17 protein-coding genes and 1 tRNA gene are annotated in these 15766 nt (G+C 60.1%); 4 read left to right on the top strand and 14 right to left on the bottom strand.

Features of this window, described 5'->3' with window-relative positions; genetic code table 11:
* The 7 genes from RCH93_RS12780 to RCH93_RS12750 form a co-directional block, all read right to left on the bottom strand.
* Positions 1 to 793, bottom strand: a 793-nt coding sequence (locus RCH93_RS12780) for an integrase arm-type DNA-binding domain-containing protein (RefSeq protein WP_306548801.1), incomplete at its 3' end; no start/stop codon positions are given.
* Between the two features lie 202 nt (positions 794 to 995).
* Positions 996 to 1081: transfer RNA gene (locus RCH93_RS12775), tRNA-Leu, on the bottom strand.
* 27 nt (positions 1082 to 1108) lie between these two features.
* On the bottom strand, positions 1109 to 1462 hold the full coding sequence (gene secG, locus RCH93_RS12770; protein ID WP_306548800.1) for a preprotein translocase subunit SecG: 354 nt from the start codon (positions 1460 to 1462) through the stop codon (positions 1109 to 1111).
* Positions 1459 to 2214, bottom strand: coding sequence for a triose-phosphate isomerase (tpiA, locus tag RCH93_RS12765; RefSeq protein WP_306548799.1), 756 nt, complete (start codon positions 2212 to 2214; stop codon positions 1459 to 1461). The genes secG and tpiA overlap by 4 nt, the downstream gene beginning before the upstream one ends.
* Before the next feature lie 61 nt (positions 2215 to 2275).
* Entirely contained in the window at positions 2276 to 3451 is a 1176-nt protein-coding gene (gene pgk, locus RCH93_RS12760) for a phosphoglycerate kinase (RefSeq protein ID WP_306548798.1), read from the bottom strand.
* 9 nt (positions 3452 to 3460) lie between these two features.
* Positions 3461 to 3907, bottom strand: a complete 447-nt coding sequence (gene rimI / locus RCH93_RS12755) for a ribosomal protein S18-alanine N-acetyltransferase (RefSeq protein WP_306548797.1) — start codon at positions 3905 to 3907, stop codon at positions 3461 to 3463.
* Positions 3904 to 5124, bottom strand: a complete 1221-nt coding sequence (locus RCH93_RS12750; protein ID WP_306548796.1) for a type I glyceraldehyde-3-phosphate dehydrogenase — start codon at positions 5122 to 5124, stop codon at positions 3904 to 3906. The genes rimI and RCH93_RS12750 overlap by 4 nt, the downstream gene beginning before the upstream one ends.
* Positions 5125 to 5463: 339 nt before the next feature.
* On the opposite strand from RCH93_RS12750, the gene sfsA reads away from it, so the two are divergent.
* Together sfsA and queC are read left to right on the top strand one after the other, a co-directional pair.
* Positions 5464 to 6162, top strand: coding sequence for a DNA/RNA nuclease SfsA (gene sfsA, locus RCH93_RS12745; protein ID WP_306548795.1), 699 nt, complete (start codon positions 5464 to 5466; stop codon positions 6160 to 6162).
* 16 nt (positions 6163 to 6178) lie between these two features.
* A complete protein-coding gene (queC, locus tag RCH93_RS12740) occupies positions 6179 to 6862 on the top strand; it encodes a 7-cyano-7-deazaguanine synthase QueC (RefSeq protein ID WP_306548794.1) in 684 nt (227 codons plus the stop codon).
* Positions 6863 to 6880: 18 nt separating this feature from the next.
* Here queC and RCH93_RS12735 read toward each other — a convergent pair whose 3' ends face one another.
* The 3 genes from RCH93_RS12735 to lepB are packed head-to-tail and all read right to left on the bottom strand — an operon-like array spanning position 6881 to position 9808.
* The gene (locus RCH93_RS12735) at positions 6881 to 8155 is read right to left on the bottom strand and encodes a dihydroorotase (protein WP_306548793.1); all 1275 of its coding nucleotides are present in this window, start codon (positions 8153 to 8155) and stop codon (positions 6881 to 6883) included.
* 55 nt (positions 8156 to 8210) lie between these two features.
* Positions 8211 to 9143, bottom strand: coding sequence for an aspartate carbamoyltransferase catalytic subunit (locus tag RCH93_RS12730; RefSeq protein WP_306548792.1), 933 nt, complete (start codon positions 9141 to 9143; stop codon positions 8211 to 8213).
* A gap of 14 nt (positions 9144 to 9157) precedes the next feature.
* Entirely contained in the window at positions 9158 to 9808 is a 651-nt protein-coding gene (gene lepB, locus RCH93_RS12725) for a signal peptidase I (protein WP_306548791.1), read from the bottom strand.
* A 193-nt stretch (positions 9809 to 10001) separates the two neighbouring features.
* On the opposite strand from lepB, the gene RCH93_RS12720 reads away from it, so the two are divergent.
* Positions 10002 to 11900 carry a bifunctional UDP-sugar hydrolase/5'-nucleotidase gene (locus RCH93_RS12720; RefSeq protein WP_306548790.1) on the top strand — a complete coding sequence of 633 codons (1899 nt, stop codon included), beginning with the start codon at positions 10002 to 10004 and terminating at the stop codon, positions 11898 to 11900.
* 57 nt (positions 11901 to 11957) lie between these two features.
* On the opposite strand, the gene RCH93_RS12715 is transcribed toward RCH93_RS12720, so the two are convergent.
* Complete coding sequence (locus RCH93_RS12715) at positions 11958 to 12575, bottom strand: LysE/ArgO family amino acid transporter (protein ID WP_306548789.1); 618 nt, start codon at positions 12573 to 12575, stop codon at positions 11958 to 11960.
* 107 nt (positions 12576 to 12682) lie between these two features.
* Here RCH93_RS12715 and RCH93_RS12710 point away from each other — a divergent pair, with 107 nt between their 5' ends.
* Positions 12683 to 13582, top strand: coding sequence for a LysR family transcriptional regulator ArgP (locus tag RCH93_RS12710; RefSeq protein ID WP_306548788.1), 900 nt, complete (start codon positions 12683 to 12685; stop codon positions 13580 to 13582).
* Positions 13583 to 13836: 254 nt separating this feature from the next.
* Here RCH93_RS12710 and RCH93_RS12705 read toward each other — a convergent pair whose 3' ends face one another.
* The 3 genes from RCH93_RS12705 to RCH93_RS12695 form a co-directional block, all read right to left on the bottom strand.
* Positions 13837 to 14307 (bottom strand): hypothetical protein, encoded by a 471-nt coding sequence (locus RCH93_RS12705; RefSeq protein ID WP_306548787.1) that lies wholly within the window; start codon positions 14305 to 14307, stop codon positions 13837 to 13839.
* Positions 14304 to 14438 (bottom strand): DUF2589 domain-containing protein, encoded by a 135-nt coding sequence (locus tag RCH93_RS12700; protein ID WP_306548786.1) that lies wholly within the window; start codon positions 14436 to 14438, stop codon positions 14304 to 14306. The genes RCH93_RS12705 and RCH93_RS12700 overlap by 4 nt, the downstream gene beginning before the upstream one ends.
* 73 nt (positions 14439 to 14511) lie before the next feature.
* The gene (locus RCH93_RS12695) at positions 14512 to 15750 is read right to left on the bottom strand and encodes a hypothetical protein (protein ID WP_306548785.1); all 1239 of its coding nucleotides are present in this window, start codon (positions 15748 to 15750) and stop codon (positions 14512 to 14514) included.
* Positions 15751 to 15766 lie beyond the last annotated feature (16 nt).

Raw genomic sequence — 15766 nt, 5'->3', positions numbered from 1 at the left:
GCTTTTCCAAGTCGATCTCTTGCCAAGTAGCGCCGCGAACTTCACCGGACCGAGCAGCGGTCAGGATGGTGAACCAAATGGCAAGCTTGGTGGTAGGATGGATGTCGCTTTTGGTCAGGGTCTCGAGAAACTCGAAAAGCTCTTCCGGCGGAATCATGGTGTGATGTTGCACTTTCTTTGCTTTCAAAGCGCCGTGCATATCCGCAGCCGGGTTATAGGTTGCACGACCCGTCTGGATCGCAAAACGAAAGACGGCACCGATCCGTTGCAGGGTCTTCGATGCCATCTCCAATGAGCCTTTCGCCTCAATTGACCGAACCACTTGTAGGACCATGGGCGGGGTAATCTCATCGACCGGGATTTTTCCCAAGGGTTCATAAGCATACCGCATGAGACTTTTCAAGACAGCTTCGGCATGGTTCGTGGTCCAGCGGTCTTTTTGATGCCGGTGCCAATCGATCATGACAGCCTCAAAATTTTTTTCTGCAGCTTGTCTTTGTTCCTCCTTCGCAGTAACAGCTTCCCGTTTCTTTTGCCTCCTGGATTCCGCCGGATTAATTCCAGCCTTTACCAGCTCGCGCATAGAGGCCCGCTCGATCCTGGCCGATTCCAAAGTCATGACCGGGTATTCTCCCAGTACGACAACGGACTCCGTACCCGGTGGCAATTCATACCGGTACCGCCAAGTTTTTCTGCCGCTGGTGGCTACATGCAGAAAAAGACCTTTGCCGTCGGCGAGCTTGTAAGGTTTTATCCTGGCCTTGGCGTTTCTGACTTCTAATGCCGTCAACATAGGGTGTTTTCTCAAAAACCGGGTATTATTTAACCGGGTATTCGATTGCCGATTACCCATACCCGGCTTTGTACCCGGTTTCATACCCGGCTGTCAACAGATCGAAAAGGACAATACCGGACAAACAAAAACGAAAAAACCCCGTGAATTCTAAGAATTCACGGGGTTAATGGATGCCAGCGGATGACGCTGGACTAAAATTTGGTGCCGAAGGCGAGACTCGAACTCGCACGACCGTGGGCCGCTACCCCCTCAAGATAGTGTGTCTACCAATTCCACCACTTCGGCAATATGTTACACAAAGCAAGCGTATACTTATTTCCCTTTGGGAGCGGCTTGCTCAGGTGTTTTTTCGATTGGCGCCGGTATGGTTACCGGAGCCTGCTGCGCAGGAATCTGTTGCTCCTGCACCTTGAGATCACTCATCACCGAACCAGTGCTTTTATTGGCGGAAAGATACGCCAAGGTGATGGAAGTCCCCATGAATACGATGGCGGCCAATGTCGTGATCTTGTTTAAAAGCGGCAAGGGTCCTTCGGTGCCGAACAACGACTGACTGGAGCCGCCGAAAGAAGCCCCGACGTCCGCACCTTTCCCGTGCTGCAACAACACGATGCAGATCAGGAACAGACAAACAATGGTGTGAACGACGATAAGTATGGTTGTCATGTAAATCGAGCAATCCGGTCAAACGATTCGGCCTTTAAAGCAGCGCCGCCGACAAGCGCGCCGTCAATGTCCGGCTGCGCCATCAGGTCATCAATATTATCAGGTTTAACCGAGCCACCATACAGTATTCTTACTGCCTCGGCAATATTTTTTTCATAAAGGTTTGCCAACAGTTGACGCAAAAAGGCGTGAACCTCCTGCGCTTGTTCTTTGGAGGCGGTTTTTCCAGTCCCGATGGCCCACACCGGTTCATAGGCCAGCGTCACCCGCGCCATCTGTTGCCCGGTCACCGCCGCCAGCCCCTCTCGAACTTGATTTTCGAGAACGGTAAAGGTGTTGCCCGCCTCGCGGTCCGCCAGGGTCTCGCCAACGCAGAGGATCGGCTGAATTGAGCCGTTGAGGGCCCCGTGCAGGCGCCGATTGACCATGGCGTTGTTTTCGCCGAAAATGTGCCGCCGCTCGGAATGGCCGACGATGGCCCACTCTACCCCCAAATCCTTGAGCATGGGCGCGGAGATTTCCCCAGTGAAAGCGCCTTCGCTCTCCCAGGCAATGTTTTGCGCCCCGACCAACAGATTGCTGCCCTGGGTCGCTGCGCAGATCGCAGCCAGCGAGGTGAACGACGGCGCAACCATGACGTCGCGATCCATGCAGGCGGCGCTGGTGGCGGCAACCGCCTGGGCCAGTTGCACGGCCTCGCCAAGGGTCAGATACATCTTCCAGTTGCCGGCGATAAACGGACGTCTCTCCATGGGAACTCCCTGTGTACGCTGAGATTTCAGGAAAAAGGCATGCTGCCCGTGGACAACGCGATCAATCCAGCGCCTTGACGCCCGGCAGGATTTTGCCTTCCATCATTTCCAGGAAGGCCCCGCCGCCGGTCGACATATAGGAAATGTTGTCCGCCTCGCCGGACTGGGCAATGGCCGCATTCGAATCGCCGCCGCCAGTGACGCTCAGGGCGTGCGAAGCCGCAACCGTATGGGCCATGGCCATGGTGCCGCGGGCAAAGGCGTCCATTTCAAAGGCGCCCATCGGGCCGTTCCAGACAATGGTTTTCGCGTCGGCCAACACCTCGTTGAAGCAGACAACCGAGGCGGGCCCAATGTCCAACGCCATCCAATTGTCGGGAATGTCCTGGACGGTCACCTGTTTGCAGACCGCGTCCGGGGCAAAACGGTCGGCAACGATCACGTCCACCGGCAGATACACCTTGATGTTTTTCTCCCGCGCCTGACGCAGCAACGCATCCGCCGTGGTCAGCAGGTCGTCCTCCACTTTGGACGCGCCCACGCCGTAGCCCTGGCTTTTCAGGAAGGTGTTGGCCATGGCGCCGCCAATGATCATCTTGTCCACCCGGCCAAGCATGTTGCGCAGGGCCTCCAGCTTGCCCGAAACCTTGGCGCCGCCGACAATCGCCACTAACGGGCGTTGCGGGGCGTCGATCGAGCGGTGGAAATATTCCACCTCTTTTTGAAGCAAGAAACCGGCCGCCTTCTCCCGCACATGCAGCGTCACGCCCACCACCGAGGCGTGGGCCCGATGCGAGACGGCAAAGGCGTCGTTGACGTAGACGTCGGCCACCGAGGCCAATTGCCGGGAAAACTCGGGATCGTTCTTCTCTTCCTCGGGATGAAAACGCAGGTTTTCGAGCATGAGGATCTGGCCGTCCTGCAGCGCCGCAACGGCCGCCGCAACTTCCGGGCCGATGCAATCCGGAGCAAGCGGCACAGGCTGACCGAGCAAATTGGCCAAATAGGCCGCCGCCGGGGCCAGCGAATATTTCTCGACCCGCTGCCCTTTCGGCCGCCCCATGTGGGTGCAGACGATGACCCGCGCCTTCTGCTCCAGCAGGTAACGCAAGGTCGGCAGCACGGTGCGGATGCGCAGGTCGTCGGTGATTTCGCCGGCCTCGTTCATGGGCACGTTGAAATCGACCCGGACCAGCACCCTTTTCCCTGTCAGTTCAATATCTCGCAATGTTTTCACGGCATATCCTCATGAACTCTCGATAAGATTGCGGCGCAACAGCAAGGCATCCTCAACCGGTTGATTGTAGTAATTTTTTCGTTGCCCCACCTGGACAAACCCAAACTTTCCATACAGCTGCCGCGCCGCCTGGTTGGACGTGCGCACCTCTAAAAAGCAGGCGGCAAAGTTGGTTCCGGCAAAATAGGCGAGGGCCTGCTGCAATACATCTGCGCCCACCCCTTGCCGCCGCCGTTCAGGGGCGACCACCAGATGCAGCAGTTCGCATTCCGGCGCACAGGTCCTGAAAAAAGCGTAACCGCAGAGTGCATTGCCGGATTCCGCCGCCCAGGCAATCCCGTTGCCGGCCGATTGTTCCGCCCGTAGTTGTCCTTCGTTCCAGGGATTGGCCATGGCCCGTTGCTCGATGCGGAGAATCGGCTCCAGGTCGGCGGCCTCGAGCAAACGGACTCTCACACCATCCGTTCGGCCACCGAAACGGTCAGCTCGCCGAGCATGTTGGTGTAGCTGCCCAACTCGTTGTCGTACCAGCCGTAAATAACCGCTTGGGTGAGCGGCACCTCCAGGATAGGCGGCGTGGAACCGGCCTCGAATTTAAAATTTTTCAACGTCTGCAGATTAACCCGGATGGACGCGGTGCGGGTGTGGGTTTCAGTGGACTCGATCACCACCGCAGCCCGGGGCATGCCGACGATGTCTGAAGAAACGTTCTGCTCGGCCGAATACACCAGATAGGGGCTGGTTTTGCCGTATTCTTCATAGATCGAATTGAGCAGGCTCCGCTTGATCGGGTTGTCGAGCTCATCCTGCAGGTTGAGCACCAGGACAATCAGCGAGCCGCTCGAGGTCGGGATGCGCACCGATTCGGCGATAAAGCCGATGGCTTTCATCTCCGGGATGACCAACCCCAGGGCCTTGGCCGCGCCAGTGGTGGTCAGGATGATGTTGTTGAGGATCGAGCGGTTTTTGCGCAGATCGGTCGCGCCGGTGCCGGGAATGCGATCCAATACCTGCTGGGTGCCGGTGGCGGCGTGCACCGTGACCATAGAGGCGGACAGCATCCGCTCGGCCCCAAAATGATCGAGCAGCGGCTTGATCATGTACGACAAACAGGTGGTGGTGCAGGAGGCGGCGGAGACAATGCTGTGCCGAGCCGGGTCGTAGTCGTCGTCGTTGATGCCCATCACCGTGGTCACCGCGTCGTCGGGCATGTCCAGACCCTTGGCCTGAATTTTAAACGGCGCCGACACCAGCACCTTTTCAGCGCCGGCCTGGAGGTGGCCGCGCACCGAACCCTTGCCCTCGGAGGGATCGGCGGTCGGGTCTTTGAAGGCGCCGGTGGTGTCGACCACCAGCCGCACCTGGTTGCCCTGCCAGTCGATGTCCTTGGGATTGCGCGCCTTGCGCAGAAAGGTGACCGGCACGCCGTTGATGGTCATCGAACCCTTTTCTTCATTGAGGTTCTCAATCACCCGGCCGCTCTTGTGACCGTGGAGATACATGCCCAGCCGGCCATAGGTGGAATCCTTCTCAATGGCGGCGGCGATGTCCGTGAGCCCTGAGCCAACGTTTCTGCCCAAATTGACGACGATTTCAGAGAAAAACTGGCGGGAGACATGATGCCACAGAGATAATTTGCCGATTCGTCCAAGACCATTGAGTCCGAGTTTCATGCAGGATTCTCCTTTGCGGTTGGATTATGGGAGAGAACTTGTTATATGCCGGAAAAGAAAAATCTTTGCGTCCCAGGCGTTTCCGCCGGGAGCAGCGGTTATTTTTTCTCGAAAAAAAACAAGTGAAAAAACGGAGAAGTCAACCGGAGAACCTCGCGGCGGCGCTCACAGACGTCTCCTCTTTGCCAAGCCACCTGGCTGCAGGCTGTAAAGAGGCATAAAGTACATGATTCGTGCAAGAATTGCCAGCCCCGCACCCGGTTTTCTCTGAGATTTTCCCGCTTCGCTTGCACCGGCAAACACCCTGCTTGCCCACCGCGCCTTCAAGGCTTGCCGCCCATGCTCCTGCCGACCAACTGCCAAACCGGGCTCCTCTGCAAACGCTACAAGCGTTTTCTCGCCGATGTGTTGCTCAAAGACGGGCAAACCCTGACCGTGCACTGTCCCAACTCGGGCTCCATGCGCGGTTGCGCGGAACCAGGCAGCCCGGCGTTGATCAGCCGTTCCGACAACCCGGGCCGCAAATACGCCTGGACCCTGGAGATGGTGCAGCATCAGGGCGTCTGGATCGGCGTCCATACCGGGCGAACCAATCACCTGGTCCGCGAAGCCCTGGAAAACGGGGTGATCAACGATTTCGGCCGCCTTCGCTCCATCACCCCGGAGGTCAAGGTTTCCGACAAAAGCCGGCTGGACTTCCTCCTTGAGGGCTATCAGGGCGCCGCCTACCTTGAAGTGAAAAACTGCTCGCTGGCTGAAGACAACATTGCCTTTTTCCCCGACGCCGTCACCAGTCGCGGGGCCAAGCATCTGCATGAACTGGTTCGACTGGCCGAGGCCGGTTTCGGGGCGGCGGTGCTGTTCTGCATCCAGCGAAGCGACGCCGCCCTGTGCAAACCAGCGGCCCACATCGACCCGGTCTACGCCGAAACCGTTGCCTGGGCGGCCGGCCAGGGGGTGCGATTCCTCGCCTATCAGGCGGAGGTCAGCCCGCAGGCCATCGCCATCACCCACAAAATTCCCTTTTCCATTTTCTAACCAGTCGACGAAACTTATGAACCAGCAACAAGCGGTCGTCCTGCTCAGCGGCGGCCTGGATTCCACCACAGTTCTCGCCATGGCCCAATCCCAGGGGTTTGCCTGCAACTGCCTCAGTTTTCAGTACGGTCAGCGGCAATCGATTGAACTGGAACGCGCCCGCGTCATCGCCCGCAACGCCGACGCGGCCCGCCACCTGGTGCTGCGGGTCGATCTTGACGCCATTGGCGGCTCGGCCCTGACCGCCGAAATCGAGGTGCCCAAGGACCGGCCCTTTGGCGACATGGAAAAGGAGATTCCGGTCACCTATGTGCCCGGCCGCAACATCCTCTTTCTGGCCCACGCCCTCTCCTGGGCCGAGGTGCTGGGGGCCTCAGACATTTTCCTGGGCATCAACGCGATCGACTACAGCGGCTACCCGGACTGCCGGCCCGAGTTTCTCGACGCCTTTGCACAGATGGCCAACCTCGGCACCAAGGCGGGCGCGACCGGCAAGCCGTTTCGCTTCCATGCGCCGCTCATCCGTCTCAGCAAAAAGGAAATTATTCTCAAAGGCAGGGAATTGGGGGTGGACTACGGCCTAACCCACAGCTGCTACGATCCGGTCGGCGACAAGGCCTGCGGCCGTTGCGACGCCTGCCGGCTCAGACTACAGGGGTTCAGCGAGGCCGGATTGGTCGATCCGGCCCCCTATGTGTAAGCGGGATATGCGAGACGATTAACTGAGCAGGGTGTGACGGACCCTGCCGCCCACCATGGCGAGCACGGCGCGGCCTTGCAGCTTCCAGCCGAGAAACGGGGTGTTGCGGCTCTTGGAGACCACCTGGTCGGCGGCATAAACCCATTCCCGCTCCGGATCGATCAACGTGAGGTCAGCGGCTGCGCCTACGCTCAAGCCGCCGCCGGGAACGGCGAGAATAGCCGCCGGATTGACCGCCATCAACTCCACCAGTCGCCTGGCGTCGATCACCTTGTCGCGCACCAGGGCCAGGGTCAGCGGCAGGGCGGTTTCCAGGCCGATGACGCCGTTGGCCGCCGCATCGAATTCCAGCTCCTTCTCCAGGATGGAATGGGGCGCGTGGTCGGTGGCAATGGCGTCCAGGGTCCCGTCGGCCAGGGCGATCCTGATCGCCTCCCGGTCGGCGGCCGAGCGCAGCGGCGGATTCATCTTGGTGTTGGTGTCGTAGCCGATCACGGCCTCGTCGGTGAGGGTGAAGTAGTGCGGCGCGGTCTCGGCGGTCACCCGCACGCCCCGGGCCTTGGCCGCGCGAATCAGGTCAAGCGACATGGCGGTGCTCACATGGGCGATGTGGACGCGGGCGCCGGTGAACTCGGCCAGGGCAATCTCCCGGTAGACCATGATTGATTCCGCCGCGGTGGGGATGCCCTTGAGCCCGAGCCGGGTGGAAACCGGCCCCTCGTTCATCACCCCGGTGCTCAGCGCCGTTTCCTCGCTGTGCGAGATCACGGTCAGGCCGAAATCCGAGGCGTATTCCATGGCCCGGCGCATCAACTGACTGTCGCGGACCGGATGCCCGTCGTCGGTGACGGCCACCACGCCCGCGGCCTTCATCTCGCCAAACTCGGCCAACTGCCGTCCCTCGCTGCCCTGACTGATCGCCCCCACCGGATAGACCCGCACCGCCGCATCCGTGGCACGACCCAGAATCATGGCGGTAACCACGGCGCAGTCGTTGACCGGCTTGGTGTTGGGCATGCAGGCCACCCCGGTGAACCCGCCGCTGGCCGCGGCCCGCGCTCCCGAGTGAATGTCTTCCTTGTATTCCTCGCCCGGTTCGCGCAGATGCACATGCATGTCGATCAGGCCGGGAACCACCCAGCAACCTGCGGCGTCGATCTCTTGCACGCCGGCGGGCACAGGCTGATCCGGCCCGGCAATCCGGCCGTCAATCACCAGCAGATCGGCTATCTCATCCCGTGAGTTGACCGGATCGATAATCCGGCCGTTGACAATGCGCCAGGTCGCGTTCATCGGCAGCGTGCCTCGGAAAAACAAAAATTGGGGAGCAAACGGTGCGACGCGGCCATCAGGAATTCCCCATCACCAGATAGAGCAGGGCCATGCGCACCGCCACCCCGTTGGTCACCTGATCCAGGATCACGGACTGCGGCCCGTCGGCAACGTCGGGATTCAATTCCACCCCTCGGTTGACCGGGCCGGGATGCATCACCAAGGCGTCCGGCTTGGCTAGGGACAAAACCTGCCTGGAGATGCCGAAATGGCGGGCATATTCGCGCAGCGACGGCAGCAGCGGGTCATTCTGCCGCTCGCGCTGGATGCGCAGGGTCATGACCACGTCGGCGTCGGTCACCGCCTCTTCAAGCGAGGTGCAGACCTTGGCCCCCAGCTGATCAATCCCCTTGGGAACCAAAGTGGACGGACCGTAGACGTACACCTCAGAACCCATGCGGGTGAAGCCGACGATGTCGGAACGGGCCACCCGGCTGTGGGCAATGTCGCCGACAATGGCGATCTTCAGCCCGCTCAACGTGCCCCGATGCTCCTTGACCGTCAGCATGTCGAGCAACCCTTGCGAGGGATGCTCGTGGGCCCCGTCGCCGGCGTTGATCACCGCCGCCTGGACGTTGCGGCTGAGAAGCAGCGGCGCGCCGGAACAGGCGTGGCGGATGATGATGATGTCCGGATGCATGGCCGAAATGTTGCGGGCGGTGTCGGCCAGGGTCTCGCCCTTGGTGGTGCTGCTGGTCGAAGGGCTAATGTTGAAGGTGTCGGCGCTCATCCGCTTGGCGGCCACCTCAAAGGAGAGGCGGGTGCGGGTGGAGGGCTCGAAAAAGAGATTGATGATGGTGTGGCCGCGCAGGGTCGGCACCTTCTTGATCGGCCGGGCCGAGATTTCCTTAAACGAATCGGCGGTGCTGAGAATGTGGGCAATATCCTCGCAGGAGAGCTGCTCAATGCCGAGGATGTGGCGGTGCGCGAAATAGTAGCCGGTTGCCATGCTGCCTCCGGTGATCAGTGAACGAAATCGCCAAGCCGACTCCAGCGGATGGATTGAAGCCGATCCAGTGAGAAAAGGGGCTGCTGCACATCCCAGGACCAGTAGATCACCCAGGCCTTGCCCCGAACCGCCTTGAGGTCGACAAAACCCCAGAAACGGCCGTCAAAGGAGTTGTCCCGGTTGTCGCCCATGGCGAAGATCTTGCCCTCGGGAACCGTTGTCGGGCCGAAATTGTCGCGGGGATCAAAATTGGCCGGATGGATCAATGGGTCTTTGAACACCCCGTGCAGGTCTTCAAACGGTTTGTCGTTGATGAAGATTTTCTTATCGCGAATCTCCACCTTGTCGCCGCCCACCGCAATCACCCGCTTGATGTAATCCAGTTCCGGATTTTTGGGGAACTGAAAGACAACAATGTCGTTGGCTTTGGGGTTGCTGATCGGGATCAGGGTCGCGCCGGTGAACGGCATCTTGACGCCGTAGATGAACTTGCTCACGAGGATGTGATCACCAATTTGCAAGGTCGGCAGCATCGAACCCGAGGGAATCTTGAACGCCTGGACAATGAAGGTGCGGATAACCAAGGCCAGAAGAACGGCAATGATGATCGCCTCGATGTTCTCCCGGATTGCGGATTTCTTGTTCTGCTGGAGGATGTCTGCCACGAAAGTGCCTGTAAGTAGAGGGCAAGGTTGAAAAATTTTGCCAAGGCTACCCGATGGGATGATAAAATTCAAGCAGCTTTTGCCGATGGATTCCGGCAAATAGCGGTAGGGCTTTGGCCTGATTTGGGTATAATGACGGTATTTGAAACAAGACCAGTAGGTTGACCTTTCCTTCAACATCCAGGGAGTGACCATGCGCATTGCGACAAAAACAGCGGCCTTTGGCCTGATGCTTTTCCTCGCCGGCTGCGGCGGCAAACAGGAACAACCGCCGGCCGAAAACGGCGCAGGCGGCTCGCGGCCGATTACCCTCACCCTGCTCCACCTCAACGACCACCACTCGCACCTTGACGCCGAAAACATCACCCTGCAACTGAACACCGGCGGCAAACGGGAGCCAATCACCGTGGAGCGGGGCGGATTTTCCCGGGTGACCGCCGCGATCAAGGCGATGGAGCAAGAGGCCGGGGCCCACGGTACCGCCAACGTGCTCAAGATCCACAGCGGCGACGCCAGCACCGGCGACCTCTACTACACCCTCAGCGAGGGCAAGGCCGACGCCGAGCTGATGAACAAGATCTGTTTCGACACGTTCACCCTGGGCAACCACGAATTCGACAACACTGACGCCGGCATCAAAAAACTGATGGGCTTTCTCCACACCGGCGGTTGCAAAACGCCGCTGCTCAGCGCCAACGTCCGTTTCGGCCCCAGTTCGCCGATGCGGACCGCCACGGCCCCGGAGACAGTGCTGCCTTCGGTGGTGCTGGAACGCGGCGGCGAGAAGATCGGGGTGATCGGCCTGACCGTGGCCGGCAAAACCAAGCACTCGTCCCGGCCCAACAGCGACACCACCTTGATCGACGAGGCCGCGGCGGCCCAGGCGGAGATTGACCGCCTCCAGGCCCTGGGGGTCAACAAAATCATCCTCTCCACCCACATCGGCTACCCCGCAGACCAAGCCCTGGTGAAAAAATTGTCCGGGGTCGACGTGGTGGTGGGCGGCGACTCCCATTCCCTACTCGGCCCCGAATCGCTCAAAGCCTACGGGATCTCGCCCGAAGGCCCCTATCCAACGCGGAGCGCGGACAGGGACGGCAAGCCGGTGTGCATTGTCCAGGCCTGGCAATACGCTTATGTGGTCGGCCAACTGCAGGTGCGGTTCGACGCCCAGGGCGAGGTTGAGGATTGCGCCGGGAATCCCCAAGTGTTGATCGGCGACCAATTCAGCCGCGCCGACAACGCGCCTCTGACTAAGGAAGAAACCGCCGCCGTTCGCGCCGACATCGCCGCCAGCCAGGTGTTGCGGATCACCGCGCCCGACCCGCAGGCCGCCGCCCTGCTCGGCCCCTACAAAAAAGAGAAAGAGGCCATGGGGGCCGCCGTGGTGGGCTCGACCACCGACAACCTCTGCCTACGCCGCGTTCCGGGCAACAAGCGCGACGCCTCGCGTTCCTCCCTGGGCGACGTCTGCAACAAAAACGAGCGGGTCAACGCCCACGGCGGCGACATCCAGCAGATCGTGGCCGAGGCCTTTCTCCAGCAGGGCAAGGCCTTCTTCGGCGCGGATCTCTCCCTCCAGAACGGCGGCGGCGTCCGGGTCGATCTGCCGGCGGGCAAAATCACCGTCAAAGACGTGTACACGGTGCTGCCGTTTAAGAACACTCTGGTGCAGCTCAACGCCACCGGCGCGGAAATCAAGGCGGCGCTCGAGGATGCGGTCGAAGGCGTGGTCGGCCCAGCGCTCAACACCGGCTGCTATCCCTATGCCGGCGGCCTGCGCTGGCGACTGGACGCGAGCAAACCCAAGGGCTCGAGATTCTCCCATCTGGAGATCCGCACCGCCAGCGGCAGCTACCAGCCCTTTGACCTGGGGAAAACCTACAAGGTGGCCACCATTTCCTTTCTCGCCGACGGCAACGATTCGTTCACCGCGCTGAAGAACATCACCGGCGAACGCCGCATCGACGTTGGTCTCGATTACGCCGAGGCCTTTTTGCAGTACATCGAAAAACTGCCGGGGAAAAACAAAGTGATCAAACCGCTGCCGATTAAAGACTACTCCACCCAACGGTTCATCGACGCGCCGTAAAACGGTTTCTGACGCCCGCAGGCGAGATGCGCTTGCGGGCGGCCGCCCAAATTTTCATCACTCCAGCCCGCCGGTTGAGCGCCACAACGACCAGGCAATCGACCACATAACCGCGCACACCAGGGTGTCGAGCACCCGCCAGGAACGCGGGTTCGTGAACAAGGGAGCCAACATCTGGCCGCCCAGGCTGAGACTGAGGAACCAGAGGGCAGAGGCGCAGACCGCGCCGGACCAGAAAAACCAGCGCGACGCCTCGTGCAGCCCACTGCTCACGCTTCCCAGCAGGACCACCGTATCCAGATAGACGTGGGGATTGAGCAGGGTCACCGCCAGGGTCGTACACACGGCCGCCTTTCTGGAAAGCGGCGGATGTTCGCTCACGGCCAGGCCTGCGCCCTGCAGCGCCGAACGCAACGAAAGGAAGCCGTACACCACCAGAAAAGCGGCGCCCAGCCGCGTCATCCACAGGGTCAGCCCCGGACTGATGGCAACGAGCCGGCCAAAACCGCCAACGCCGGCGGAGATCAACACCACGTCGCAGCCGATGCAGATCAGCGCAATGACAAGATGATGATTTTTGCGAACGCCCTGCGCCAGCACAAAGGCGTTCTGCGCCCCAATTGCTGCAATCAAGCCCGCGCCAACCCCCAAACCCTGTAAAAAAGCCGTACCCATCCTCTCTCCCTCCTGATTGTTGATCAACAGGGGGAAGATAGACGCGGATCAAGCTGAAGTAAAATTAATTGTATAAATGATTGATAAGCAATGTTAATAATACAGCCATGTTTGACTACAAACTCATCGAAGCCCTGGCCGCCGTGCTCCAGGAGGGCGGATTCGACAGGGCCGCCAAGGCCCTGCACCTGACCCAATCGGCAATATCGCAACGCGTCAAGCTCCTGGAGGAGCAAACCGGCCAGATCCTGCTGGCGCGCACCACCCCGCCCCAGCCAACTCCAGCCGGCCAGAAGCTGCTGAAGCACTATCTCCAGATCAAACGGCTGGAAGACGATCTTCGCGACGAAATCGGCAACCAAACAAAAGGGGAAGAGGCGTTCACCACCATTGCGGTCGGCATCAACGCCGACAGCCTGGCCACCTGGTTTTTAGAGGCGATCCTGCCGTTGTTGCGGGAAGAGCGCTTCCTGCTGGACATCCGGGTTGACGACCAGGACCAGACCCATCGGATGCTCAGAGACGGCGAGGTCATGGCCTGCGTCAGCACCCAGCCTCAGCCCATGCAAGGCTGCGCAACGACCCGTCTGGGCTGCATGCGCTACCGCGCCTTTGCCGCACCTGAGTTTGCGGCCCGGTGGTTCCCGAACGGACTGATCGACGCCGAGGCCTGCCGCCGCGCCCCGATTGTGCTGTTCAACCGCAAGGATGAGGTGCACTGCAAGCTGTTCCAGCACATGCTGGGAGAAACGCCCTCTCCCCTGCCAAGCCACTATGCGCCTTCATCCGAAAAATTTGTGGATTGCATTGCCGCCGGCATCGGCTACGGCATGCTGCCGGACCAGCAAAGCCAGGACACGCTCCTTGAGGGCCGCATTGTCGACCTTGCGCCCGGCCACAGCGTTCCGGTGCAGCTCTACTGGCATTGCTGGAACCTGGACGCGCCGTCGCTCAATCGCCTGACGTGTCACCTGACCCGCGAGGCCAGGCTGCGGCTGGCGCAGTAGGCAGGACGCGCGCCCCAAACTGCGGAGCGCCGTTTGGTTTGCAGCGCGGTAAAACAATCCCCGCATCGTCCACAGGTTGATTTTCTTGGTGCGACGGTTTACCAACCCGGCAACGCAACGACCTTGCCGGCGGCCGTAGCCCGTATGCAGCCTGCAGAATCCGAGGGCTGATTGGGCGTGTTCCCGGATTTCGTTGCCCTTCATCCAGGCTACGGCTTGGTTTTCATCGGGCGGCTGCTGTATTTTGGGGGCGGTCAAGAGCGCGGTATTTTTGTCAGCTCAACCACCTCTGTCAGCCGGGTTATAGGATTTGGCGCCATTGTGACGCGCAGCCGATCCGCAGCCAACACCTCCAGCGACAATGCCGTTGTGTTCCAGAGTGGGTCGCAAAAGCCGCCGCTTGCCTCATCAATGTTGAGCTCAAACATTGTATTTGCCTGCAATTTTTTCCTGGCAACAACCTGACAATTTCTGCCGGGGCCGTAATGCAGGAGGTATTGGATGCCCCCGTTGCCGCCCTCCACCTGCTGCACGGTCAGCTCCGCGGCAATATTAACCTGCCCCGTAGCGACAACGCCGCTCCAGGCGCCTAGGAGGTCGGCCTCACTCCATTTTTGGTCAGTGGCGCAGGTTATCGAAGCAGTGAAGAACAGCAAGGCCAGAAGCAACCGGTTCCGGAGCGACATGGCGCGTCTCATCCAACCCACCCAACTCTGCCAACTCATAAATACTCCTGCTGGGGAGTGAAGCAGCTGAGGCAGTTGCCGGCCTGATGGTTTTCGATGCGGCGTTGCGCCTCGACCACCGCGCCGGCAAGCCTCTCGATCAGTTTATCCAGTGATTCGCGTCCTGCCATGAATAGGTTGCTCCGTGAAAGTAGCGTGAGAAGGATGCAATGCGCGTCGTGCCGACGTCACGAGTTTGCCGCGTTAACCGTTGCCCTGCCCGCCGCCTTGCGCTTGAGACGCCGGGGCCTTCCGACTCTCCTGGGCTGCGGTGTTGCTGGAAAAGGCGCCGATGACCCGATCCATGGCGGCAAAGAGCAGTTCGACGCTGTAGCCGGCGGCAAAGGCGATGGCGTACTGAGACAAGGAATCAAACGGCAATTGCGCCTCGCCGTCCTTTTTGATGAACCAGACAATCACCAAACCGGCCAAGGCGCCAAGGTTCATCCGCAAGCGAAAGCCGATGTCCGTTTCCGGGGTGTAGGTGAGCGTTCTGATCTGCTCCGCCAGGGTGCGCAGCACATAGGTGATGGCCCCCAACAGCCCGTACAGGATGGGCAGCAGGTAAAGCTGCATGGCGTTGAGGGCAAAATTTGCCGTTTTTTGCGCCCTCAACAGCCCTTGATAGGGGTCCTCTGCGGGCTCGCTGTTGTCGGCGCCCGTATTCTGGCGGTCGCCGACCAGACGGCCCGCCTGTTGCGCCGGCCATTTCCAGCAGTTGTTCCAGGCGCCAAGGATCTCATAATTCAGACCGACGGCCAATTCGTAGGTGTTCATCCGTGCTTGAATCGTGCTGATCTCATCGCGTTTTTTGTCCAGCTCGCTGTCGATTCTTTTCAGTTCCGCCTCGGTTTGCTCTTGTTTTTGGGCGCTCTTTGCCGGCAATTCCGCAAACAGCGTCTCCTCTTGACGGTTCAATCGCTGCTGTTCTTTCTGCAACAGCGTCAGCTGCATCTCGTCTTTTTCCTTCTGTTTCAAGGTTGCATCGACGTCAGTGGTCAACGACGAGCCAATCACCCAGTAAATCTGGACAAAAAGCAAAAAAACGAGCACCACAAAGGCCAAAAAGCGGAATCTGCGCACCGAAAGAATTGCCAACGACACCTGCGGGGGCGACCGCCACAGCAGGGCTCGAAAGCGACCGATCAGCGAGAGGTCCGGACGTTTGTCGTAACTGGCGCGCAGACTGATCACCGTCACCGGGCTCACCGCCTTGGCCAGCGTCTTGGTCGCCTGCACGAACTGGGTCTCCAATTCCACCAAATCCGCTGGAATTTGGCCGGTTTCACAGCAGTGCCGCATGCGGACGATGGCTTTGATGGTTTCCGGCTGCAGGTCAATCCCGGCTTCCGCAGCGTAGGCAAGCAGCAACTGGGCGTTGAGAACCGGTTCGGTCAAGCTCCGCAGGCAAGGACTGTCCGGCGTTCCGTTGGGTTTTTCCATGGTCGACGCACCCGGC

This window comes from Desulfobulbus sp. (assembly GCF_030824455.1).
In the GTDB taxonomy this organism is placed as follows: domain Bacteria; phylum Desulfobacterota; class Desulfobulbia; order Desulfobulbales; family Desulfobulbaceae; genus Desulfobulbus.
Note: the sequence above shows the minus strand (reverse complement) of the source record. Positions and strands in the feature narration are given on the sequence as shown.

What these genes read in the sequence shown, in the direction of transcription:
- secG (WP_306548800.1), bottom strand. Translation starts at nt 1,462, where the DNA reads ATGACAACCATACTTATCGTCGTTCACACCATTGTTTGTCTGTTCCTG.
- tpiA (WP_306548799.1), bottom strand. Translation starts at nt 2,214, where the DNA reads ATGGAGAGACGTCCGTTTATCGCCGGCAACTGGAAGATGTATCTGACC.
- RCH93_RS12750 (WP_306548796.1), bottom strand. Translation starts at nt 5,124, where the DNA reads ATGAAACTCGGACTCAATGGTCTTGGACGAATCGGCAAATTATCTCTG.
- sfsA (WP_306548795.1), top strand. Translation starts at nt 5,464, where the DNA reads ATGCTCCTGCCGACCAACTGCCAAACCGGGCTCCTCTGCAAACGCTAC.
- queC (WP_306548794.1), top strand. Translation starts at nt 6,179, where the DNA reads ATGAACCAGCAACAAGCGGTCGTCCTGCTCAGCGGCGGCCTGGATTCC.
- RCH93_RS12735 (WP_306548793.1), bottom strand. Translation starts at nt 8,155, where the DNA reads ATGAACGCGACCTGGCGCATTGTCAACGGCCGGATTATCGATCCGGTC.
- RCH93_RS12730 (WP_306548792.1), bottom strand. Translation starts at nt 9,143, where the DNA reads ATGGCAACCGGCTACTATTTCGCGCACCGCCACATCCTCGGCATTGAG.
- RCH93_RS12720 (WP_306548790.1), top strand. Translation starts at nt 10,002, where the DNA reads ATGCGCATTGCGACAAAAACAGCGGCCTTTGGCCTGATGCTTTTCCTC.
- RCH93_RS12715 (WP_306548789.1), bottom strand. Translation starts at nt 12,575, where the DNA reads ATGGGTACGGCTTTTTTACAGGGTTTGGGGGTTGGCGCGGGCTTGATT.
- RCH93_RS12710 (WP_306548788.1), top strand. Translation starts at nt 12,683, where the DNA reads ATGTTTGACTACAAACTCATCGAAGCCCTGGCCGCCGTGCTCCAGGAG.
- RCH93_RS12705 (WP_306548787.1), bottom strand. Translation starts at nt 14,307, where the DNA reads ATGAGTTGGCAGAGTTGGGTGGGTTGGATGAGACGCGCCATGTCGCTC.
- RCH93_RS12700 (WP_306548786.1), bottom strand. Translation starts at nt 14,438, where the DNA reads ATGGCAGGACGCGAATCACTGGATAAACTGATCGAGAGGCTTGCCGGC.
- RCH93_RS12695 (WP_306548785.1), bottom strand. Translation starts at nt 15,750, where the DNA reads ATGGAAAAACCCAACGGAACGCCGGACAGTCCTTGCCTGCGGAGCTTG.